At 59.5% G+C, this 22660-nt stretch carries 19 protein-coding genes and 1 tRNA gene; 8 read left to right on the top strand and 12 right to left on the bottom strand.

Annotated elements, in window-relative coordinates:
• Positions 1–43 precede the first annotated feature (43 nt).
• From pal to nadA, 7 genes are all read left to right on the top strand, one after another.
• Complete coding sequence (gene pal / locus AC1RBR_RS20785) at positions 44–541, top strand: peptidoglycan-associated lipoprotein Pal (protein WP_003178634.1); 498 nt, start codon at positions 44–46, stop codon at positions 539–541.
• Positions 542–547: 6 nt separating this feature from the next.
• On the top strand, positions 548–1381 hold the full coding sequence (gene ybgF, locus AC1RBR_RS20780; RefSeq protein ID WP_095137035.1) for a tol-pal system protein YbgF: 834 nt from the start codon (positions 548–550) through the stop codon (positions 1379–1381).
• Positions 1382–1547: 166 nt separating this feature from the next.
• The gene (queE, locus tag AC1RBR_RS20775; RefSeq protein ID WP_003227504.1) at positions 1548–2195 is read left to right on the top strand and encodes a 7-carboxy-7-deazaguanine synthase QueE; all 648 of its coding nucleotides are present in this window, start codon (positions 1548–1550) and stop codon (positions 2193–2195) included.
• A 1-nt stretch (position 2196) separates the two neighbouring features.
• Complete coding sequence (queC, locus tag AC1RBR_RS20770) at positions 2197–2889, top strand: 7-cyano-7-deazaguanine synthase QueC (RefSeq protein ID WP_492566388.1); 693 nt, start codon at positions 2197–2199, stop codon at positions 2887–2889.
• A 62-nt stretch (positions 2890–2951) separates the two neighbouring features.
• Positions 2952–3027, top strand: a tRNA-Lys gene (locus AC1RBR_RS20765).
• A gap of 420 nt (positions 3028–3447) precedes the next feature.
• Positions 3448–4419, top strand: a complete 972-nt coding sequence (locus AC1RBR_RS20760; protein ID WP_492566386.1) for a hypothetical protein — start codon at positions 3448–3450, stop codon at positions 4417–4419.
• Positions 4420–4685: 266 nt separating this feature from the next.
• Positions 4686–5744, top strand: a complete 1059-nt coding sequence (gene nadA, locus AC1RBR_RS20755) for a quinolinate synthase NadA (RefSeq protein WP_492566384.1) — start codon at positions 4686–4688, stop codon at positions 5742–5744.
• A gap of 135 nt (positions 5745–5879) precedes the next feature.
• Here nadA and AC1RBR_RS20750 read toward each other — a convergent pair whose 3' ends face one another.
• The 12 genes from AC1RBR_RS20750 to arcD (AC1RBR_RS20695) all read right to left on the bottom strand — a co-directional run bounded on the left by AC1RBR_RS20750 (position 5880) and on the right by arcD (AC1RBR_RS20695) (position 20587).
• Positions 5880–6368, bottom strand: coding sequence for an RDD family protein (locus AC1RBR_RS20750; protein WP_115984266.1), 489 nt, complete (start codon positions 6366–6368; stop codon positions 5880–5882).
• Positions 6369–6465: 97 nt separating this feature from the next.
• The gene (locus AC1RBR_RS20745; RefSeq protein WP_003175786.1) at positions 6466–6678 is read right to left on the bottom strand and encodes a cold-shock protein; all 213 of its coding nucleotides are present in this window, start codon (positions 6676–6678) and stop codon (positions 6466–6468) included.
• 403 nt (positions 6679–7081) lie between these two features.
• Positions 7082–8206, bottom strand: a complete 1125-nt coding sequence (gene gcvT / locus AC1RBR_RS20740; RefSeq protein ID WP_492566381.1) for a glycine cleavage system aminomethyltransferase GcvT — start codon at positions 8204–8206, stop codon at positions 7082–7084.
• Positions 8207–8257: 51 nt separating this feature from the next.
• Positions 8258–9634 (bottom strand): L-serine ammonia-lyase, encoded by a 1377-nt coding sequence (locus AC1RBR_RS20735; protein WP_492566379.1) that lies wholly within the window; start codon positions 9632–9634, stop codon positions 8258–8260.
• Between the two features lie 207 nt (positions 9635–9841).
• Positions 9842–12694 carry an aminomethyl-transferring glycine dehydrogenase gene (gene gcvP / locus AC1RBR_RS20730; RefSeq protein ID WP_492566377.1) on the bottom strand — a complete coding sequence of 951 codons (2853 nt, stop codon included), beginning with the start codon at positions 12692–12694 and terminating at the stop codon, positions 9842–9844.
• Between the two features lie 11 nt (positions 12695–12705).
• Complete coding sequence (gene gcvH, locus AC1RBR_RS20725) at positions 12706–13089, bottom strand: glycine cleavage system protein GcvH (protein WP_492566375.1); 384 nt, start codon at positions 13087–13089, stop codon at positions 12706–12708.
• Between the two features lie 436 nt (positions 13090–13525).
• Positions 13526–15034, bottom strand: coding sequence for a transcriptional regulator GcsR (gene gcsR, locus AC1RBR_RS20720; RefSeq protein ID WP_095137042.1), 1509 nt, complete (start codon positions 15032–15034; stop codon positions 13526–13528).
• A 210-nt stretch (positions 15035–15244) separates the two neighbouring features.
• Complete coding sequence (locus tag AC1RBR_RS20715; RefSeq protein ID WP_095137043.1) at positions 15245–15607, bottom strand: DUF5064 family protein; 363 nt, start codon at positions 15605–15607, stop codon at positions 15245–15247.
• A gap of 62 nt (positions 15608–15669) precedes the next feature.
• Positions 15670–16599, bottom strand: coding sequence for a carbamate kinase (gene arcC, locus AC1RBR_RS20710; RefSeq protein WP_492566372.1), 930 nt, complete (start codon positions 16597–16599; stop codon positions 15670–15672).
• A 192-nt stretch (positions 16600–16791) separates the two neighbouring features.
• Positions 16792–17802 (bottom strand): ornithine carbamoyltransferase, encoded by a 1011-nt coding sequence (locus tag AC1RBR_RS20705; protein WP_047296014.1) that lies wholly within the window; start codon positions 17800–17802, stop codon positions 16792–16794.
• Between the two features lie 69 nt (positions 17803–17871).
• The gene (gene arcA / locus AC1RBR_RS20700; protein ID WP_095137045.1) at positions 17872–19128 is read right to left on the bottom strand and encodes an arginine deiminase; all 1257 of its coding nucleotides are present in this window, start codon (positions 19126–19128) and stop codon (positions 17872–17874) included.
• A gap of 31 nt (positions 19129–19159) precedes the next feature.
• Positions 19160–20587 (bottom strand): arginine-ornithine antiporter, encoded by a 1428-nt coding sequence (gene arcD / locus AC1RBR_RS20695; protein WP_492566370.1) that lies wholly within the window; start codon positions 20585–20587, stop codon positions 19160–19162.
• A 590-nt stretch (positions 20588–21177) separates the two neighbouring features.
• Here arcD (AC1RBR_RS20695) and arcD (AC1RBR_RS20690) point away from each other — a divergent pair.
• Complete coding sequence (gene arcD / locus AC1RBR_RS20690; RefSeq protein WP_492566368.1) at positions 21178–22605, top strand: arginine-ornithine antiporter; 1428 nt, start codon at positions 21178–21180, stop codon at positions 22603–22605.
• Positions 22606–22660 lie beyond the last annotated feature (55 nt).

The following is a 22660-nucleotide window of genomic DNA, read 5'->3' as shown; positions in this document are numbered from 1 at the left end:
TTACGTTTTACTTAACACACTGGGGTTCATTAGGAGTTTCACGATGGAAATGCTGAAGTTTGGTAAATTTGCTGCGCTGGCTCTGGCCATGGCTGTAGCTGTAGGTTGCTCGTCCAAAGGCGGCGACAACGCCGGTGAAGGCGCTGTTGATCCAAACGCTGGTTACGGCGCAAACACTGGTGCCGTTGACGGTTCCCTGAGCGAAGAAGCTGCTCTGCGCGCAATCACCACCTTCTACTTCGAATACGACAGCTCGGACCTGAAGCCAGAAGCCATGCGCGCTCTGGACGTTCACGCCAAAGACCTGAAAGCAAACGGCGCTCGCGTTGTTCTGGAAGGCAACACCGACGAGCGTGGTACTCGTGAGTACAACATGGCACTGGGCGAGCGTCGTGCGAAAGCCGTTCAGCGCTACCTGGTACTGCAAGGTGTTTCCCCAGCTCAGCTGGAACTGGTTTCCTACGGCGAAGAGCGTCCAGTTGCTACCGGCAACGACGAGCAGTCCTGGGCTCAAAACCGTCGCGTCGAACTGCGTAAGTAATTCGATATGCGAACGTGCCGTCGTGCTGTAACTGTTCTGGCTCTCAGCCTCGCGCCGCTTGCGGCGTGGGCTGCGGTTCCTGTGGTCGATGACAACTCCGGTTATAACAATAGCGGGAGCAGTTATCCGCCTGCGGGTTACGGTACGAACGGCGCCTATGCCGGGGGAGCGGCTTCGGCCCCTGCCTCGGCACAGGGCATGCTGTTCAACCAACTGCAACAGATGCAGGATCAGATATCGCGCCAACAGGGTGTGATCGAAGAACTGCAGAATCAGGTTGCGCGCATGAAACAGGAATCCCTGGAGCGATACCAGGATCTTGATCGGCGCATAGGATCCGGCGTTGCACCTGCCGCGACTCCTGAGAATTCTTCTGCCGGTGGCGACGCAAGTGCGGCTGCCGGTGCTGCCGCTGGCGCCGGGGCTGCTGCCCAGGCACCTGCTGCAAGTAGCGAACCGGGTGATCCGGCCAAGGAAAAGCTGTATTACGATGCGGCTTTCGACCTGATCAAAGCCAAGGATTTCGACAAGGCCAGCCAGGCTTTTGCGGCATTCCTGCGCAAATACCCGAACAGCCAGTACGCGGGCAATGCCCAGTACTGGTTGGGCGAAGTGAACCTGGCCAAGGGCGATCTGCAAGGTGCAGGTCAGGCTTTTGCCAAGGTGTCGCAGCTCTATCCCAAGCACGCCAAAGTGCCGGATTCGCTGTACAAGCTGGCTGATGTTGAGCGCCGCCTCGGTCACACCGACAAGGTCAAAGGCATTCTGCAACAGGTGGTTTCCCAATACCCGGGAACCTCCGCTGCTCAGTTGGCCCAACGCGATCTGCAACGCATGTAAGTGTGTTTGACCCGTTTGGAAGAAACCCGCGCTTGTCGCGGGTTTTTTCGTTAGAATTCACGCCCTTTTTCTGAAACACGCTTCTGATGATCTACGCGTTGGCGGGGTTGCCGGAAGTGCCTGACGGAGGCGGACAGCCTGTTTAGCTGTTACGCCCGTGGCGACTATGCAAGACACATTGAGAATTACCGAAGTTTTCTACTCGTTGCAGGGGGAAACGCGGACTGCCGGGCTGCCCACGGTTTTTGTGCGCCTGACCGGTTGCCCATTGCGTTGCCAATACTGCGACAGCGCCTACGCGTTCAGCGGCGGTACGATCCGCACCCTCGACGACATCCTTGAGCAAGTGGCCGGATATCGTCCGCGCTATGTGTGTGTCACCGGCGGTGAGCCGCTGGCACAGCCCAATGCGATCCCTTTACTCAAGCAGTTGTGTGATGCCGGCTACGAAGTGTCACTGGAAACCAGTGGTGCACTCGATATCTCGGCGGTAGATTCGCGCGTCAGTCGCGTAGTCGACTTGAAGACGCCGGACTCCAAGGAGGCGCACCGCAACCGCTACGAAAACATCGAACTGTTGACGCCCAACGATCAGGTGAAGTTTGTCATCTGCTCGCGGGACGACTATGACTGGGCGGTCTCGAAGCTGATCCAGTACGGTCTTGATCGACGTGCGGGTGAAGTGCTGTTTTCCCCAAGTCATCATGACCTCAATGCCAGGGATCTGGCGGACTGGGTGGTGGCAGACAACCTGCCGGTGCGGTTGCAATTGCAGCTGCATAAATATCTATGGAATGACGAGCCGGGGCGCTGATATGACTGAACAACTGAAGACCAACGAAAAGCGTGCAGTGATTTTGCTGTCGGGCGGTCTGGATTCGGCCACGGTCGTGGCGATGGCCCGGGCTGAAGGTTACGCCTGCTACACCATGAGTTTCGATTACGGTCAGCGCTCCCATGCAGAGCTGCATGCCGCCGCGCGCGTCGCCCGCGATCTGGGTGTGGTCGAGCACAAAGTGATCGGCCTGAACCTGAATGGCATGGGCGGTTCGGCGTTGACCGATACCAGCATCGATATCCCGGAAGAGCTGGGCGAGGGCATCCCGGTGACCTACGTGCCGGCACGCAACACCGTGTTTCTGTCGCTGGCACTGGGCTGGGCGGAAGTGCTCGGCGCCCGTGACATCTTTATCGGCGTCAACGCGGTGGACTATTCCGGTTACCCGGATTGCCGTCCGGAGTTCATCGAGTCGTTCGAGCGCATGGCCAACCTGGCGACCAAGGCGGGTGTGGAAGGCAACGGTTTCCGCATCCAGGCACCGCTGCAGAACCTGAGCAAGGCGCAGATCGTCCAGGCGGGCGTGAAGCTGGGCGTGGATTACGGCCTGACCGTTTCCTGCTATCAGGCCGACGATGAAGGCCGCGCGTGCGGCAAATGCGACAGCTGCCGCCTGCGTGCAGAAGGCTTTGCGGCCGCTGGTGTGGACGACCCAACACCTTATTTTTGATTTTTTTCAAAAAGGTGTTGAATAGTCCTTAAAAATCAGTATTATACGCGCCACCACACAGCGGGTCGTTAGCTCAGTTGGTAGAGCAGTTGGCTTTTAACCAATTGGTCGTAGGTTCGAATCCCACACGACCCACCATATTTGGCGGTTTAGAAAATCCGGAAGGCCCACGAAAGTGAGGATTTCCGGGTTTTTTTTTGTCCGTGAATATAGCTGCGCTTTTGTTCTGGATAGAACGCAAGACATGCTTCTCGAATGCCGGCCTTCTGTCGCTGGTGTCACAGTCAAATTGCACCCCCCTCCTGATCAGCCTCTACTTCCAGCCTTGGCCAATGAATTCATCGCCCGTGATTTGCGGTTATTGACGTTATTGAAAAACGTTATGAAAACCTGTCAGGTCTTACAGGTGCCAAAAAAATTTTTGTGCGATATGCAGCGTGACCGTTGGGCGGGATACCCGTTGTACTCCTTCGACGGTGGAAGAGGGCGCGGCTAGGGTCAGATGGCGCAATGATGCTATCGCTGTGATGGCGCCATTGCCCCCACTCGGAGGCCGTGATGAATAAACCAATGCTGGTTCTGCTGCTGGGCGCGTTGACGCTCGGTGGATGCGGTACACATTTTCCTTCAGTTCAATATGAAAAAGTAACGGCAAAAACGCCGCCGGATCTTGAAGGTCTGGTGAAGTTCAACCTGCCCAAAACCATACTCAAGCTCGATCGCGATAAAGATAAAAAATGGGTGCTGGAGGCGATTCCTGGTGACTCTGAAGGCAACCTTTTCCAGATACACCAAGACGATCCCTGGTTGATCAAGACATCGTTCAAATGGGTCAAGCGAGAAAACACCAACCTGTTGCAATCAGTCGGTACGGAGGTCGAGGACAATCGCATCAAAACCATTCAGGCCGTGGGTGGCGCCCTGGCGAGCATCGCCTCTGTGCTTTTGACACAAACGATAGATCTGGATGATGAGGGCAGCCCGGTGCCACCGGCCAAGGCAAAGGTTGCATTGCCATTGGCTATCGACACTGAGCCCTTTTTGACCGCTTATACCAAGGGGGATTTGCCAGACACGGCTGATAACGGCAGCTCCGATGCTGCGGGCAAGGTCGGGTTCACGCTGTCATTCGGTCCCTTGCCGCCCGCCACGATCTCTCTGAAGGATTACCTGAGCGCGACCCAAGGCAAATCCCAGCACGCCATTTTTATCCCTGCCTGCAGGAGCGCAAAAATCAGGTTCACCGATACAGCTAGTGAACTATATGGTCTGGAGTTCGTCACCACGGTTGCAGATCCCAATTATGTTCAGGTCATTGGTCTGCCCAACAAAGGCACGGTGAATTTCCATTCGGTCTGCGGTGCCAATGTGTTGGCGGAGAAGGCGGACATCAGCACCGGATCCGAGCTGGTCAATGCCTCTTTGGCTCAAGCCAAATCGTTGAGCGAGACATGGACTACAGCGAGAAAAAAGGCCGAAGATGCGCGCAAAGCAAAAGACGCGGAGGAAGCAGCCCGCGGCGTAAAGTAATCATCGATAGCCCATGAGGCGCGAAAATTGGCGATCAACCCTCATCAATGCTTTTCGTGACGGCAGCGCTGTTTGGACGGCGCTGCTTCCCCATGCATGACGCAGGTCAGAATCATCTTTTGTATCAACGGGATATTCTGTAGCCTTGCGCAGCTTCAATGCTGTCCGTGCCTGATAATACTCACTTTCCCGGCGGTACCCTCAAGTGGTCCGGAGCCGGGTGTATACTCGACTTTCGCGCGAAAGCGCCTGCAGGTCTTGCGAACATGACGCAGATTTCCGAACGCCTTCTGGTTCAAGCCCACCTCGATGCCAAACAGCCCAAACCGCTGACTACCGAGGAAGAGGCCTACTACCGTTCCGCCATCGCCGCCGAGCTCAAGGCTCAAGACGCGGTGCTGGTTGCCCACTTCTATTGCGATCCGGTGATTCAGGCCCTGGCCGAAGAAACCGGCGGCTGTGTGTCTGACTCCCTCGAAATGGCGCGCTTCGGCAACGCTCACCCGGCCAAGACCGTGGTGGTCGCCGGCGTGAAGTTCATGGGCGAGACCGCGAAGATCCTCAACCCGGAAAAACGCGTGCTGATGCCGACCCTGGACGCGACCTGCTCGCTGGACCTCGGTTGCCCGGTGGACGAGTTCTCGGCGTTCTGCGATCAGCACCCGGAGCGCACGGTGGTGGTGTACGCCAACACCTCGGCAGCGGTCAAAGCCCGCGCTGACTGGGTGGTGACGTCGAGCTGCGCGCTGGAGATCGTCGAAAGCCTGATGGACAACGGCGAGACCATCATCTGGGGCCCGGACAAGCACCTGGGCACCTACATCCAGCGCAAGACCGGTGCCGATATGCTGCTGTGGGACGGTGCCTGCATCGTTCACGAAGAGTTCAAATCCAAGCAGCTCGAAGACATGAAAGCGCTGTACCCGGACGCCGCGATTCTGGTGCACCCGGAGTCGCCGACCTCGGTGATCGAACTGGCAGACGCCGTCGGTTCCACCAGTCAGTTGATCGCTGCTGCGCAAAGCCTGCCGAACACGACCCTGATCGTCGCCACCGACCGCGGCATCTTCTACAAGATGCAGCAGCTGTGCCCGGACAAGGTCTTCATCGAGGCGCCAACCGCCGGTAACGGCGCCGCGTGTCGCAGTTGCGCACATTGCCCGTGGATGGCCATGAACACCCTTGAGCGCACGCTCAAGAGCCTTAAAGAAGGAACGAACGAGATCTTTGTCGATCCGGCGCTGATTCCGCAAGCGATCCGCCCGTTGAAGCGCATGCTGGACTTTACCCAGGCGGCGCGGATGAAGCTGGCGGGTAACGCCTAAGCTGTTTCTGCCAGACAAAAAACCTGTGGGAGCGGGCTTGCTCGCGAACGCGGTGTGTCAGTCGATGCAAAAGGTGACTGATACACCGCGTTCGCGAGCAAGCCCGCTCCCACATTGGTTTCTGGTGTCTGGAAATTATTTGGTCTTCTTCGGAATCCGCACCACGCGGGTATCGGAATAGATGTCGTGCCAGGTGCGCTTCTGCTTGTCGTACAGCGACCAGAGGAATCCTAGCCCTGCGCACAGCCATGAAGCGATCGATACCATGAAGCGCAGCAGCGCCTGCCACAGGCTGATCGCGCTGCCGTCGGCGTTCTGCACGCGGATGCCCCATACCTGCATGCCCAGTGTCTGTCCGCCGTGGGTCCAGAACTTGGCGAAGAACGCGAACAGCACCACCAGCAATACCGTGGAGTACAGCGGATCGCCATCCATTTTCCCGGCATCGGTCAGCACGCGCAGACGTTCTTCACCGATGATCGCTGCCTGGATCAACTTGTAGACGAACCCGGTGACGATCAGCAGGGCGGTGCACAACAGGAAGTCATAGAACATCGCCGCCAGACGCCGGCCGAGGCCAACAGCAGGAAAGTCGCCCTGGGGAGTGAGCAGGTTTTTCGACATGGCAGCCTCTGGACGCAAAATGAAATCCCATTTTACGGATTGGCGCGCACAAAAAAGCCCCTGATATCAATATCAGGGGCTTTTTCGTTACAGAAGATTAGGCTTCTGCTTGTACTTCATCAGCCTGCATGCCTTTCTGGCCTTGCACAGCAACGAAGGTCACTTTCTGGCCTTCTTTCAGGCTCTTGAAGCCGTTGCCCTGAATAGCGCGGAAATGCACGAACAGATCCGGACCGCTTTCTGGAGTGATAAAACCAAAACCTTTCTCGTCGTTAAACCACTTGACGGTACCGCTCTGACGTTGGGACATTTCTTATTTCCTTTGACGCATAAATTGATGACAGCCTCTTTCTCATGAAAGAGTACTGGGGCTGGTTGCAGGAGAGTAAGAAGACGTCGAGCGGGATGTAGCTAACTTGTAGGCTACTGCCCAGGTCACGATTCCAAGCTGACCCATGCAAACACAGTGGACAAACTCTACGCCAACTACGGGAGAAAAAACAAGCCCCGCGAAGGCCCCGGTTTTCCTGCCCCTGCTGGCAGTTAGTCAGTCTGCTAGTGCGGCTTGGATGAATAGCTTGCTCAAAAGTTTTCGAACGTTATAAGCAAAGTTCATAATCGAATCAGATGTTAGAAAATGCACTTTTTTGTGGCGATTGCGTTACACATTAGTGCACGCATAACGCAATCGCGTTACTTATAGAAACAGTCAATCAACCGCGATAGTAGCGTTGTGGAACAAATGGCATTTTGCTTACAAGCATTTGCACCTTTTTCCCACGAACGATGGCCCAGACTGGCGTATCCAGGGTGACATAAGCGCTGTCGAGGTAACCCATCGCCAACGGGCCGCCCAGGGTCGGACCGAAGCCGCCGCTGCACACACTGCCGATGATTTCGCCGGCTTCGTTGACGATTTCTGCGCCTTCACGCACCGGCGTACGTTCCTGCGGCAGCAGGCCGACGCGTTTGCGCGCGACGCCGTTCTGCTGCTGAGCGAAAACTGTCTCTGCCCCAGGGAAACCACCGGCCCGCGCGCCGTCGGCACGGCGTGGCTTGGAGATCGCCCACAACAGGCTGGCTTCAATTGGCGTGGTCTCGGTGTTCATGTCGTGGCCATACAGGCACAGGCCGGCTTCCAGGCGCAGCGAGTCGCGGGCGCCGAGGCCGATGGCCTGAACTTCCGGTTCGGCCAGCAGGGCGCGGGCGAGCTTTTCCGCATCAGCGGCGGGCACCGAGATTTCGAAACCGTCTTCACCGGTGTAACCCGAACGGCTGACGAAACAATCCACGCCCAGCAGTTGTACGCGGTTGAACTGCATAAACGTCATCTTCGCCACCTCTGGGGCAAGACGCGCCAGCACGGTGACCGCAGCCGGACCCTGCAACGCCAGCAGCGCGCGCACTTCGAACAGCTCCGTAATGGTGCATTGATCGCCGATGTGCTGTTGCAGATGCGCCAGATCCTGATCCTTGCACGCGGCGTTGACCACCAGGAACAGCTCGTCGTTTCCGAGGTTGGCGACCATCAGGTCGTCGAGGATGCCGCCGTTGTCGTTGGTGAACATCGCGTAGCGCTGCATGCCCACCGGCAGGTCGATGATGTCCACCGGCACCAGGGTTTCCAGAGCCTTGGCGGCATTGGCGCCGGTCAGGCGGATCTGGCCCATGTGCGAGACATCGAACAGCCCGGCCTGCTCACGGGTGTGCTGGTGTTCCTTCATCACGCCCAGCGGGTATTGCACCGGCATGTCGTAGCCGGCGAACGGCACCATGCGGGCGCCGAGTTCGATATGCAGAGCGTGCAGCGGGGTTTTCGACAGTTGTTCGGTGGACATGCGGAACTCCTTGATTCACACCAACCCTCTCCCGCAGGGAAAGGGGGCTAATTAGCATTCGATAATGTTGACTGCCAGACCACCACGGGCGGTCTCTTTGTATTTGCTTTTCATGTCGGCGCCGGTCTGGCGCATGGTGCGGATGACCTTGTCGAGCGAGACGAAGTGTTGTCCGTCGCCACGCATGGCCATGCGCACCGCGTTGATCGCTTTCACCGAGCCCATGGCGTTGCGCTCGATGCACGGCACCTGCACCAGCCCGCCAATCGGGTCGCAGGTCAGGCCGAGGTTGTGTTCCATGCCGATTTCCGCGGCGTTTTCCACTTGCTGCACGCTGCCGCCAAGCACTTCGCACAGCGCGCCGGCGGCCATCGAGCAAGCCACGCCGACCTCGCCCTGACAGCCGACTTCGGCGCCGGAGATCGAGGCGTTTTCCTTGTACAGAATGCCGATCGCGGCGGCGGTCAGCAGAAAGCGCACCACGCCGTCATCATTCGCACCCGGGATAAACCGCATGTAGTAATGCAGCACCGCCGGGATGATGCCCGCCGCACCGTTGGTGGGGGCGGTGACCACGCGGCCGCCGTTGGCGTTTTCTTCGTTGACGGCGAGGGCGTACAGGTTGACCCAGTCCAGCACCGACAGCGGATCGCGCAGCGCCGATTCCGGGTTCTTGCACAGTTGTCGATGCAGCGCTGCCGCCCGGCGTTTGACCTTCAGCCCGCCCGGCAGAATGCCTTCGTTGCGGCATCCGGCGGCGACGCAGTCCTGCATCACTTGCCAGATTTTCAGCAGACCGGCGCGGGTTTCCGCCTCCGGGCGCCAGGCGCTTTCATTGGTCAGCATCACCTGGCTGATCGACAGCCCGTAGGTAGCGCAATGGCCGAGCAAGTCCTTGGCACTTTTGAACGGGAAGGTCAGCGGTGTCGCGTCTTCGACGATGCGGTCGGCACCGGCCGCATCTTCATCAACAACAAAACCACCACCGACCGAGTAGTACTCGCGGCTACGGATCTGAATACCGGCAGCATCAAAGGCACGAAAGATCATGCCGTTGGGGTGGTAGGCCAACGGTTTGCGGATCATCGCCAGGTGTTCTTTCTCGTTGAACGCAATGCTGTGTTCACCGAGCAGCTTCAGCCGGCCATTGCTGCGAATATCCTGCAGGCGCGCGGCGACGGTTTCGGTGTCCACGGTGTCCGGGTGTTCACCTTCAAGGCCAAGCAGCACGGCTTTGTCGCTGCCGTGACCCTTGCCGGTGGCGCCGAGCGAGCCGTACAGCTCGACTTTGATGGTGCTGGTTGCCGACAGCAGGTCGTCGCGGCGCAGGCCTTCGGCGAAGCGCGCAGCGGCACGCATCGGGCCGACGGTGTGGGAGCTGGAAGGGCCGATGCCAATCTTGAACAGGTCGAACACGCTTAACGACATGAGTGGTTCTCCGGTTTCTTGTTATAGGAATTGGCGCAAGCTCGAGGCTGGACACAAATCCCCTGTGGGAGCGGGCTTGCTCGCGAATGCGGTTTATCAGTCGCCATCAATGCTGCCTGACACACCGCATTCGCGAGCAAGCCCGCTCCCACATTTGGATCTGTGGTGTTGCTGAAAATCGGGGCAGGTCAACCCGCCCCTCATTCATTAAGCGTAGCTTTCGATCGACGGGCAGGCGCAGACCAGGTTGCGGTCGCCGAAGACGTTGTCGACGCGACCGACCGGCGGCCAGTATTTGCCTTCGATCAACGACGCTACCGGATAAACAGCCTGCTCGCGGCTGTACGGGTGGGTCCACTCGCCGACCAGCTCTGCTGCGGTGTGCGGAGCGTTCTTCAGCGGGTTGTCGTCCTTGTCCAGGGTGCCGTTTTCCACTGCGCGGATTTCTTCGCGGATGCGGATCATGGCGTCGCAGAAGCGGTCCAGTTCTTCCTTGGATTCGCTTTCGGTCGGCTCGATCATCAGCGTGCCGGCGACCGGGAACGACATGGTCGGGGCATGGAAGCCGAAGTCGATCAGACGCTTGGCGACGTCATCGACGCTGATGCCGCTGCTGTCTTTCAACGGACGCAGATCAAGGATGCACTCGTGCGCCACCAGCCCGTTGCTGCCGGTGTACAGCACTGGATAGTGCTCTTCCAGACGCCGGGAAATGTAGTTGGCATTGAGGATCGCCAGTTGCGAAGCGCGTTTCAGACCGGCGCCACCCATCATGCGAATGTACATCCAGGTGATCGGCAGAATGCTCGCGCTGCCGAACGGCGCTGCGCAGACCGCACCTTCCTTGCGTTGCATCTGACCGTGACCCGGCAGGAACGGGGTCAGGTGCGACTTGACGCCGATCGGGCCGACGCCCGGGCCGCCACCGCCGTGTGGGATGCAGAAGGTCTTGTGCAGGTTCAAGTGCGAAACGTCGCCGCCGAACTTGCCTGGTGCGCAGAGGCCGACCATCGCGTTCATGTTGGCGCCGTCGATGTACACCTGGCCGCCGTTGTCATGAATGATCCCGCAGATTTCGCGGATGCCTTCTTCGAACACGCCGTGGGTCGACGGGTAGGTGATCATCAGCGCCGCGAGGTGTTCGCGGTGCTCGATGGCTTTGGCGCGCAGGTCTTCGATGTCGACGTTGCCACGGGCATCGCACGCGGTCACCACCACGCGCATGCCGGCCATGTTGGCGGTGGCCGGGTTGGTGCCGTGGGCCGACGACGGGATCAGGCAGATGTCGCGGCGCTCGTCGCCACGGCTCTGGTGGTAGGCGCGAATCGCCAAGAGGCCTGCGTATTCACCCTGCGAACCGGCGTTGGGTTGCAGCGAGATCGCGTCGTAACCGGTGGCGGCGCAGAGCATCGCTTCCAGTTCGTCGGTCAGTTGCTGATAACCGGCGCTTTGTGCGGCCGGGGCGAATGGGTGCAGGGCGCCGAATTCGGCCCAGGTCACCGGGATCATTTCGCTGGCGGCGTTGAGTTTCATGGTGCACGAGCCCAGCGGGATCATGGTGCGATCCAGTGCCAGATCCTTGTCCGCCAGTTTGCGCAGGTAGCGCATCAGCTCGGTTTCCGAGTGATAACGGTTGAACACCGGGTGGCTGAGAATCGGCGACTGACGAACCAGCGCCGCCGGGATGGTGCTTTGCTCCGACGCGGCCAGCGCAGCGAAGTCCGGCAGGGCCTTGCCGTCGGCGAACAGACCCCACAGGGTTTCGATGTCAGCCTGAGTGGTGGTTTCGTCCACCGACAGGCCCAGACGCTCGGCATCGATTACGCGCAGGTTGATCTGCTGTGCATGCGCCTTGTCGTGCAGCGCGGCGGTGTGTGCGCCGGTGGCTACGGTCAGGGTGTCGAAGAAGCTTGTCTGCTCGACTTTAGCGCCCAGTGCGCTCAGGCCCTTGGCCAGAATCGCGGTCAGGTGATGCACGCGGTTGGCGATCCGGGTCAGGCCTTTCGGGCCGTGGTACACGGCGTACATGCTGGCGATGTTGGCCAGCAGCACCTGCGCGGTGCAGATGTTCGACGTGGCCTTCTCGCGGCGGATGTGTTGCTCGCGGGTCTGCATCGCCAGGCGCAGCGCCGGCTTGCCGAAACGGTCAACCGAAACACCGACCAGACGGCCCGGCATGTCACGCTTGAACGCATCCTTGGTGGAGAAGTAAGCCGCGTGCGGGCCACCGAAGCCCAGCGGCACGCCGAAGCGTTGTGCGGAACCGATGGCGACGTCGGCGCCGAACTCGCCCGGAGCGGTCAGCAAAGTCAGGGCCAGCAGATCGGCAGCCACGGCCACCAGCGCGTTGGCGGCGTGGAAGCGCTCGGTCAGTTCGCGGTAGTCGAACACATCACCATTGCTCGCCGGGTATTGCAGCAGTGCGCCGAAGAACGGCGTGACGTCGCTCAGTTCACGCTCATCGCCAACCACCACTTCGATGCCCAGCGGCTCGGCACGGGTGCGCAGCACGTCGAGGGTTTGCGGATGGCTGTGGATCGAGGCGAAGAACTGGTGGCTGCCCTTGTTCTTGCTCAGGCGTTTGCAGAAGGTCATGGCTTCGGCAGCGGCGGTGGCTTCATCGAGCAAGGAGGCGTTGGCGATCGGCAGGCCGGTGAGGTCGCTGATCAGGGTCTGGAAGTTCAGCAGCGCTTCGAGACGGCCCTGGGAAATTTCCGGTTGGTACGGGGTGTAAGCGGTGTACCAGGCCGGGTTTTCCAGCAGGTTGCGCAGGATTGGCGACGGCGTGTGGCAGTTGTAGTAGCCCTGGCCGATGTAGGTCTTGAACAGTTGGTTTTTGCCGGCGATGGACTTGATCATCGCCAGTGCATCGGCTTCGCTCAGACCGTCGTCCATGCCGAGCACGCTGGTGCCCTTGATGCTTTCCGGGATGACGCTGGCGCTCAGGGCTTCGAGCGAGTCGAAGCCGAGGCTGTTGAGCATGGCTTGCTCGTCAGCGGCGCGCGGGCCGATGTGACGGGCGATGAATTCGTTGGCAGTGCCGAGGTTTACTTGGGTCATGTCGTTACTCCTCAGGCTTCGGCTTGGGCTTTGATCAGGCGGTCGTAGGCGTCTTGATCGAGCAGTTTGCCGACAGCGGCGTCGTCGCTTGGCTGGAAGCGGAAGAACCAGCCTTCGCCCAGCGGATCTTCGTTGACCAGTTCCGGTGCGTCTTGCAGCGCCGGGTTGACTTCCAGTACATCGCCATCGAGGGGCATGTATACACCGCTGGCGGCTTTCACCGATTCCACGGTGGCGGCTTCGGCGCCTTTTTCGTAAGCCTGCAGCTCAGGCAGTTGCACGAAAACCACGTCGCCCAAAGCGTTCTGCGCGAAAGCGGTGATGCCGACAGTAACGCTGCCGTCAGCTTCGGTGCGCAGCCATTCGTGATCTTCAGTAAAACGCAACTCGCTCATGGAAACTCCTAAGGGGGCCAGACTCGTCTGGTGGACGCGGTGGAAGGCTTGGGCATGAAAGCCCTGATTTTATGAGCGGTTACTTAGCAAGAACGCGGCCAGATTGTATTTATCTATATAAATCAAATAGTTATATGTTTCTGGTTGTGGTGGGGATGAGGTGTCTGTAGCGAAATCGCTACAGCTTGGGGCGGGGAGAAAAGCTGAAGCGGATCAAAGCCTTGCACAGCGGTGATTGGAGGAGAGTGTAGCGATATCGTTCCGCTGTAGCGCTTTCAGTACAGATGGACGTCGCTTTTGAACGGATTTCAAATCCACCACAGATCATTGTAGGAGTGAGCCTGCTCGCGATAGCAGTGTGTCAGACGCCGCAAATGTTGAATGTCAGACCGCATTCGCGAGCAAGCCCGCTCCCACATTTTTGACCGCGTGCGGCTTACGGTTTGTTGGGGATGCCGTATTTGCGCAGGCGATGGGCGATTGCCGTGTGCGAGGTTTGCAGACGGCTGGCCAGTTGGCGGGTCGAGGGGTAGCTGACGTAGAGTTTTTCCAGCAGCGATTTTTCGAAGGACTCGACGGCCTGTTCGAGGCTGTCGACGTCGCTGTCGGTCTGCCGCGCCACCGAGGTGCCGGCGATGTCGAGATCACCGATATCGACCAGACTGCTTTCGCAGATCGCCGCGGCGCGGAAGATCACGTTCTGCAACTGGCGCACGTTGCCCGGCCAGCGGTTACCGAGCAGCGCTGGATAAGTCCCCGGTGCCAGGCGACACACCGGGCGCTGGATCTGCGCACAGGCCTGCTGCATGAAGTAGCGCGCCAGCAGCAGAATGTCCTGGCCACGCTCACGCAGCGGCGGCACTTCGACGTTGAGCACGTTGAGGCGGTAGAACAGGTCTTCGCGGAACAGGCCTTCGCTGACCATTTTTTCCAGGTCGCGGTGGGTCGCGCTGAGGATCCGCACGTTGACCTTCACTTCGCGATCACCGCCAACCCGGCGGAAGCTGCCGTCATTCAGAAAACGCAATAACTTGGCCTGCAAGTACGGCGACATCTCGCCGATTTCATCGAGAAACACCGTGCCCTGGTTGGCCAGCTCCATCAGCCCCGGTTTGCCGCCACGCGCCGCGCCGGTGAAGGCGCCGGGGGCGTAGCCGAACAGTTCGCTCTCGGCGAGGTTTTCCGGCAGCGCCGCGCAGTTCAGCGCGAGGAATGGCGCACTGTGCCGGGCGCTGATCGCATGGCAGGCGCGGGCCACCAGTTCTTTACCGGTGCCGGTTTCGCCCTGAATCAGCAGCGGCGCATCGAGGGCAGCCACCCGTTGCGCGCGAGCCTTGAGGGTGCGGATCGCCGGGGATTCGCCAAGCAATGCATCGAAGCCTTCGGCATGGTCGTGGTGCAACGCCGAGAGCTGTTCGCCGATGCGGTTTGGCTGATACAGGGTCAGCAGCGCGCCGGCGTCGGTGATCGGTGTGGCGTCGAGCAGCAGGGTCTGGCCGTTGACGGTAATCTCGCGCAACGGCAGGCGGAAGCCTTGTTCGAGCAGAGTTTCCAGCAGACCGGGGTCGTTGAACAGCTCAGAGACACTTTCACCTGCCGGTTCGCGGCCGTACAGGGCGATCAGTGCCGGGTTGGCCAGCAGCACCTTGCCGGCGCTATCGAGGGCCAGTACCGGATCGGTCATCGCCGCGAGCAATGCATCAAGCTGCAGATGCCGCCGCTGGCCGGGGAGGATGTCGACCACCACCACGGCCTCCACGCCGCGCACCCGGAACAACGCATCTTTGAGCTCTTCGAGCACTTGCGGGCTCAAGGTCGGGGCATCGATGTAGACGTTGGGCGGGATCATCTCCACCGCATCCAGATTGAGATTGCGCCCACCGAGGATAGCCAGGACTTCCTGGGTGATGCCGACGCGGTCGATGAAGCTGACGTGGATACGCATGGGGGCGGTTCAATGATCTGCAGAGCGGAGGGTGGCAAGTATGCCTTGGGGCGGGCTAATGGTGAAACCGGACACAGGATTTCAGGCCAACACGGGTCCCTTGTAGGAGTGAGCCTGCTCGCGATAGCGGTGTTTCAGAAACAACGATGTTGACTGATACACCGCTATCGCGAGCAGGCTCACTCCTACAGGGGATGTGCAAAATCCAGGTTATTCGAAGTGCTCGAGATTTACCGGGTCGCCGGACTTCATATCAAGTTGCTTGCGGATGTCTTCAAACATCATGTCGTAATGCTTGTGAACCGAGCCGATCTGGCTGTGGGTCTTGGGAATGCCGTACTTCTCGGCGATTTTCGTCACATTGTTGGCAAAGTTGTAGGCCTCCTCTTTGGGCAGGAAGAAGGTCTCTTTCATGTCCTTGCCCTGAAGGTTGCCGTGCATCGTGAACTGTATGCCTTTGCCTTTCTGCGGATCGGTGAACACTTCATAGTCGAGGTGCACGTTGTAACTGACGTCCTCCGGAGTCAGCGCGTGCCGCTCGATGTGCAAATGACCGGGTTCAAACTGGGCCATGGGTTTCTCCTTTCAAGGCATGGGAGAAGGGCAGACCCTCGGTCTGCCCCCGGAGTTTCTAGTTATCGATAGCTGATGCCCGGCTTCGCCGTGCTGACGCGTGTACCGGCAGTGCCCTGCACGATCGCTTCGATGTCCGCCAGCGAGCCGATCACCGCGACCTTGCCAGTATGGCGCGCGAATTCGCAGGCTGCCTGCACCTTCGGTCCCATGGAGCCGGCGGCAAAACCCAGACGTTCCAGCTCATCCGGGTGCGCCTCGGCAATGGCTTTCTGCGTCGGTTTGCCGTAGTCGATGAACGCCGCATTGACGTCGGTGGCGATCACCAGCAAGTCGGCTTCCAGTTGTTCAGCGAGCAGCGACGAGCACAGATCCTTGTCGATCACCGCCTCGATGCCCTTGAGGTTACGGTGCTCGTCGTACATGGTCGGAATCCCGCCGCCGCCCGCGCAAATGACGATGCTGCCCTTGTCCAGCAGCCACTTGATCGGGCGGATTTCGAAGATGCGTTTCGGCCGTGGACTGGCAACCACGCGGCGGAACTTGTCGCCGTCCGGAGCGATGGACCAACCTTTCTCGGCGGCGAGTTTTTCCGCTTCGGCTTTCTCGTAGACCGGGCCGATCGGTTTGCTCGGGTTCTGGAAGGCCGGGTCCTTGGCGTCGACTTCGACCTGGGTCAGCAGGGTGGCGAACGGCACCTCGAAGTCCAGCAGGTTGCCCAGTTCCTGTTCGATGATGTAGCCGATCATGCCTTCGGTTTCGGCACCGAGCACGTCCAGCGGGTAAGGGGTAACGGAGGTGTAGGCTGCCGCCTGCAGCGACAGCAGGCCGACTTGCGGGCCATTGCCGTGGGCGATGACCAGTTGGTTGCCGGGGTGGATCTTGGCGATTTGCTCGGTGGCGATGCGGATGTTGGCGCGCTGGTTGTCAGCGGTCATCGGCTCGCCACGACGGAGCAGGGCGTTACCGCCCAGAGCTACGACGATACGCATGGTGCATGTCCTTCTAAAACAGATGAATGGCAAACGACTCGGTCGCACTGCCGGAACCGGGGGCCTTGGTGGGAGGGGGCTTGCTCCCGAAGGCGGTGGATCAGTCGACATCTCTGTTGAATGACACACCGCTTTCGCGAGCAAGCCCCCTCCCACATTGGGATTCGGTTCCTTCAGTGGGAGCTATTTCAGTTACAGATCAGCCAGGGTCGAAACCAGGATCGCCTTGATGGTGTGCATGCGGTTTTCCGCTTGCTCGAAGGCGATGCAGGCGGGCGACTCGAACACGTCGTCGGTCACTTCGATGCCGTTGGCCAGATGCGGATACTGTTCGGCGATCTGTTTGCCGACCTTGGTATCGCTGTTGTGGAACGCCGGCAGGCAGTGCATGAACTTGGTGCGTGGGTTGCCGGTGGCTTTCATCAGCTCGGCGTTGACCTGGTACGGCAGCAGTTGCTGGATACGTTCGGCCCAGGCTTCGACCGGCTCGCCCATCGACACCCAGACGTCGGTGTGGATGAAGTCGACGCCTTTGACTGCGGCTTTCGGGTCTTCGGTCAGGGTGATGCGGGCGCCGGATTCTTCCGCGTATTTCTTGCAGCGATCGACCAGATCGTCATGCGGCCACAGGGCTTTCGGCGCGCAGATACGCACGTCCATGCCGAGCTTGGCGCCGACCAGCAGCAGCGAGTTGCCCATGTTGTTGCGTGCGTCGCCGAGGTAGGCGTAGCTGATTTCGTGGATCGGCTTGTCGGCGTGTTCACGCATGGTCAGCACGTCGGCGATCATTTGCGTCGGGTGATATTCATCAGTCAGACCGTTGAACACCGGCACCCCGGCGAACTTCGCCAGCTCTTCGACGATTTCCTGTTTGAAGCCACGGTACTCGATGGCGTCGTACATGCGACCCAGCACGCGGGCCGTGTCTTTCATGCTTTCCTTGTGGCCGATCTGCGACGAGTTCGGGTCGATGTAGGTGACGTTGGCGCCTTGGTCGTAGGCCGCCACTTCGAACGCGCAACGGGTGCGGGTCGAGGTTTTTTCGAAGATCAGGGCGATGTTGTTGCCCTTGAGGTGTTGCTGCTCGGTGCCGGTGTACTTGGCGCGTTTCAGATCGCGGGACAGGTCGAGCAGGTAACGCAGCTCACGTGGGGTGTGGTGTTCCAGGCTGAGCAGGTTACGGTTGTGGATGTTAAAAGCCATGATGGATCTCCTTCGGTGTCGGTTATCCCCCTGGCCGCGCTTTGTAAGTCGCGGCCAAGGCTCAGAGGTTTAGTAATCGATTGGATCGCGGATGATCGGGCAGGTCATGCAGTGGCCGCCGCCGCGACCACGACCGAGTTCGCCGGCGCTGATGGTGATCACCTCCACGCCCGCCTTGCGCAGCAGGGTGTTGGTGTAGGTGTTGCGGTCGTAGCCGATGACCACGCCCGGTTCCACGGCCACCACGTTATTGCCGTCGTCCCATTGCTCGCGTTCGGCGGCGAAGCTGTTGCCGCCGGTTTCCACCACACGCAGCTTCGGCAGGTTGAGCGCAGCGGCGACGGTGTCGAGGAAGCTGCCTTCTTCGCGGCGGATGTCGATGCCGCCCTGTTTGCTTTCGTCAGGACGCAGGGTGAACGCGACAATCTGGTTGACCACTTCCGGGAAGATCGTCACCAGGTCGCGGTCGCAGAAGCTGAACACGGTGTCCAGGTGCATCGCCGCGCGGGATTTCGGCAGGCCGGCGACGATGACTTTTTCCACGGCTTTGTTCTTGAACAGGTTCAGTGCCAGTTGGCCGATGGCCTGACGCGATGAGCGTTCGCCCATGCCGATCAACACCACGCCGTTGCCGATCGGCATCACGTCGCCGCCCTCAAGAGTCGAGCTGCCGTGATCCTTGTCCGGGTCGCCGTACCAGATTTCGAAATCGGCGTTGGTGAACTGCGGGTGGAATTTGTAGATGGCAGTGGTCAGCAGGGTTTCCTGACGTCGCGCCGGCCAGTACATCGGGTTCAGCGTCACGCCGCCATAGATCCAGCAGGTGGTGTCGCGGGTGAACTGGGTGTTCGGCAGCGGCGGCAGGATGAAGCTGGAGTGGCCGAGGAAGTCGCGGAACATCTGGATGGTCTTGCCACCGAAGCTGTCCGGCAGATCATCGGCGGATACGCCGCCAATCAGGTATTCGGCGATGTGTCGCGGCTCAAGGCTTTTCAGCCAGGATTTGACTTCGCTGATCAGGCCCAGGCCCACCGAGTCGGCGGTGACCTTGCGATCGAGGATCCAGTCCAGCGCTTCCGGGATGGCGACGATGTCGGTCAGCAGGTTGTGCATTTCCAGCACGTCGATCCCGCGTTCACGCATTTTGGTCACGAAGTCGAAGTGGTCGCGTTTGGCCTGGGCGACCCACAGTACATCGTCGAACAGCAGTTCATCGCAGTTGTTCGGGGTCAGCCGCTGGTGGGCCAGACCTGGGGAGCAAACCATGACTTTGCGCAGTTTGCCGGCTTCGGAGTGGACGCCGTACTTAACTTTTTCCGTGGTCATTGCAGTGATCCTCCAGATTACAAATCAAGGGTTACAAGGTCAGGAAGCCGTCGTAGAGGCCGTAGGCTGCCACCAGGGCACCCACGACGACTGCGGCGAAAATCAGCTTCTCGACGTTAGTGAAAATCGGTTGTTTGAGTTCCAGCTTGGCCTTGGCGAACAGGATCGCGCCGGGTGCGTAAAGCAGGGCCGAGAGCAGCAGATACTTGACCCCGCCGGCATACAGCAGCCACACCGCGTAGATCAGCGCGATGCCGCCGATAATCAGATCCTTGCGTCGTTCGGCCGCGAAGCCTTCGTAGCTTTCGCCGCGTACCGCCAGCAGTAGGGCATAGGCCGCCGACCACAGGTACGGCACCAGAATCATCGAAGTGGCGAGGTAGATCAGCGACAGGTAAGTGCTGGCCGAAAACAGCGTGATGATCAGGAACAGCTGGACCATCGCGTTGGTCAGCCACAGGGCGTTGACCGGTACGTGATTGGCGTTTTCCTTGCGCAGGAACTCCGGCATGGTGTGGTCTTTGGCGGCGGCGAACATGATCTCCGCACACAGCAGCACCCACGACAGCAGCGCCCCCAGTAGCGAGATGATCAGACCGACGCTGATCAGTACCGCGCCCCAGTGACCGACCACGTGTTCGAGCACGGCGGCCATCGACGGGTTCTGCAGTTTGGCCAGTTCCGGCTGAGTCATGATGCCCAGCGACAGCACATTGACCAGCACCAGGAACAGCAGGACGGTGATGAAACCGATGACGGTGGCCTTGCCGACATCGGAGCGTTTTTCCGCCCGGGCCGAGAAGATGCTCGCGCCCTCGATGCCGATGAACACCCACACGGTGACCAGCATCATGTTGCGCACCTGGTTCATCACGCTGCCCAGATCCGGGTTTTTCATACCCCAGATGTCGGCGGTGAAGATGTCCAGTTTGAAAGCGAAGATCGCGATCAGGACGAACAGCAGCAGCGGCACGACTTTGGCGACGGTGGTCACCAGGTTGATGAACGCCGCTTCCTTGATCCCGCGCAGCACCAGAAAGTGCACGGCCCACAGCAGCACCGAGGCACCGATCACCGCCGCTACCGTGTTGCCTTCGCCAAAAATCGGAAAGAAATACCCGAGGGTGCTGAACAACAGAACAAAATAGCCGACGTTGCCCAGCCAGGCACTGATCCAGTAACCCCAGGCGGACGAGAAACCCATGTAATCGCCGAATCCGGCCTTGGCGTAGGCGTAGACACCGCCGTCCAGGTCAGGCTTGCGATTGGCGAGGGTCTGAAAGACAAAAGCGAGGGTGAGCATGCCGACAGCGGTGATGGCCCAGCCAATCAGTACCGCGCCGACGTCGGCGCTGGCGGCCATGTTTTGTGGCAAAGAGAATATCCCGCCACCGATCATTGAGCCGACGACCAAGGCAACCAGTGCACCTAATCGTAGTTTTCCGGGAGCTTCAGACATTGCATGACTCCATTGCAGGAGAGAAGAGTTCACAGCGTAATGCTGTTGTCTGTTCAAACAGCTGACTTGGATCAGTTCATGGTCACATTCCATTGTTAATGAATGACTTATGAAAGAGCTGATGGCATAAAGCTGCTGCCCGAAAAAGCCCATTCCAGAGGCTTTTGGCAGATGTGGTTGGGAATTTCTCCTATTACTTTGGAATTATCACGCTAGTTGGTTTTCAGCTTTTGGCAAATTTTTCACATCTGTTTTCAGTACAGAATCGAATAATCAGGATTCGCGCACAAAAGCGATTAGTCGTGCTATGCGTTAGCGTTGTTGGCTATATATAAGAGGGGGGTTGGCGTTATTCAAAAAACGTACTTACGCTTTATCCGTTTAGTTAGTACCCAGAAATAGACACACCTTTTGGCGAGGGGATTTATCCCCGATGGGTGGCGTAGCCGCCCCAGATCCATTCAGCGCGGTGTATCAGGCAGAACGAGTTCTCAGGTTTTGGGGCGGCTATGCCACCCATCGGGGATAAATCCCCTCGCCACAGGTATAAACAGGTTTCGAGAACCGTTGTCAGGAAAAGGGAGACTGGAATGTCGCAACCGACGCAAAAGCTGCGACTGGGTGCGTTGATCGCCCTGGTGGTGGGGTCGATGATTGGCGGGGGGATTTTCTCGCTGCCACAGAACATGGCCGCCCGCGCCGATGCCGGGGCGATCCTGATCGGCTGGGGGATCACCGCCATCGGCATGTTGACCCTGGCGTTCGTGTTCCAGACCCTGGCCAACCGCAAGCCCGAGCTGGACTCGGGCGTCTACGCCTACGCCAAGGCCGGGTTTGGCGACTACATGGGGTTTTCCTCGGCCTGGGGTTACTGGATCAGCGCGTGGCTGGGCAACGTCGGTTATTTCGTCCTGCTGTTCAGCACCCTCGGGTACTTCTTCCCGGTGTTCGGCCAGGGCAACACGCCGATCGCCATCGGCTGCGCGTCGGTGCTGCTGTGGGCCGTGCATTTTCTGGTGATGCGCGGGATCAAGGAGGCGGCGTTCATCAATCAGGTGACCACGGTCGCCAAGATCGTGCCGCTGATCATGTTCATCGTGATTGCCGCCGTGGCGTTCAAGGCCGACATTTTCACCCGCGACATCTGGGGCCGCAGCAACCCGAGCTTCGGCGGGGTGATGGATCAGGTGCGCAACATGATGCTGGTCACGGTGTTCGTGTTCATCGGCATCGAGGGCGCCAGCGTGTATTCGGCGCGGGCGCAGAAGCGCAGCGATGTCGGCCGCGCCACGGTGATCGGCTTCCTCGGCGTGCTGGCGCTGCTGGTGCTGGTCAACGTGCTGTCGCTGGGGATCATGAGCCAGCCCGAACTGGCAACCCTGCAGAACCCGTCGCTGGCGGCGGTGCTGGAACACATCGTCGGGCCGTGGGGCGCTTTGTTGATCAGCCTCGGTCTGGCGGTGTCGCTGCTCGGCGCGCTGCTGTCGTGGGCGCTGCTGTGCGCGGAAATCCTCTTCGCCACGGCCCGGGACAAGACCATGCCGGCGTTCCTGAAAAAGGAAAATGCCAACCATGTGCCGGTCAATGCGCTGTGGCTGACCAACGTGATGATCCAGATTTTTCTGCTGATCACCCTGTTCTCGGCGGGCACGTACACCAGTCTGATTTATCTGGCGTCGTCGATGATTCTGGTGCCGTACCTGTGGTCGGCGGCGTACGCGGTGTTGCTCAGCGGACGTGGCGAAACCTACGAACATGCCTCGGCCGAACGTACCAAGGATCTGCTGATTGGCGGGATCGCCCTGTGTTATGCGGTGTGGTTGTTGTATGCCGGCGGGGTGAAATACCTGCTGCTGTCGGCGTTGCTGTATGCGCCGGGGGTGGTGCTGTTTGCCAAGGCCAAGCATGAGCAGGGTGAGCCGCTGTTCACCCCGGTCGAGAAAGGCATTTTCGCCTGCGTGCTGATCGGCGCGGGGCTGGCGGCGTATGGTTTGTACAGCGGGGTGTTGTCGTTGTAGGTGGATTGATTGTGCATCGGTGGTGTCAGTGCGGTCCTCTTCGCGAGCAAGCCCG

This window comes from Pseudomonas sp. GW823-FHT01D03 (assembly GCF_058798255.1).
This window is presented reverse-complemented; position numbering and strand designations above follow the sequence as displayed.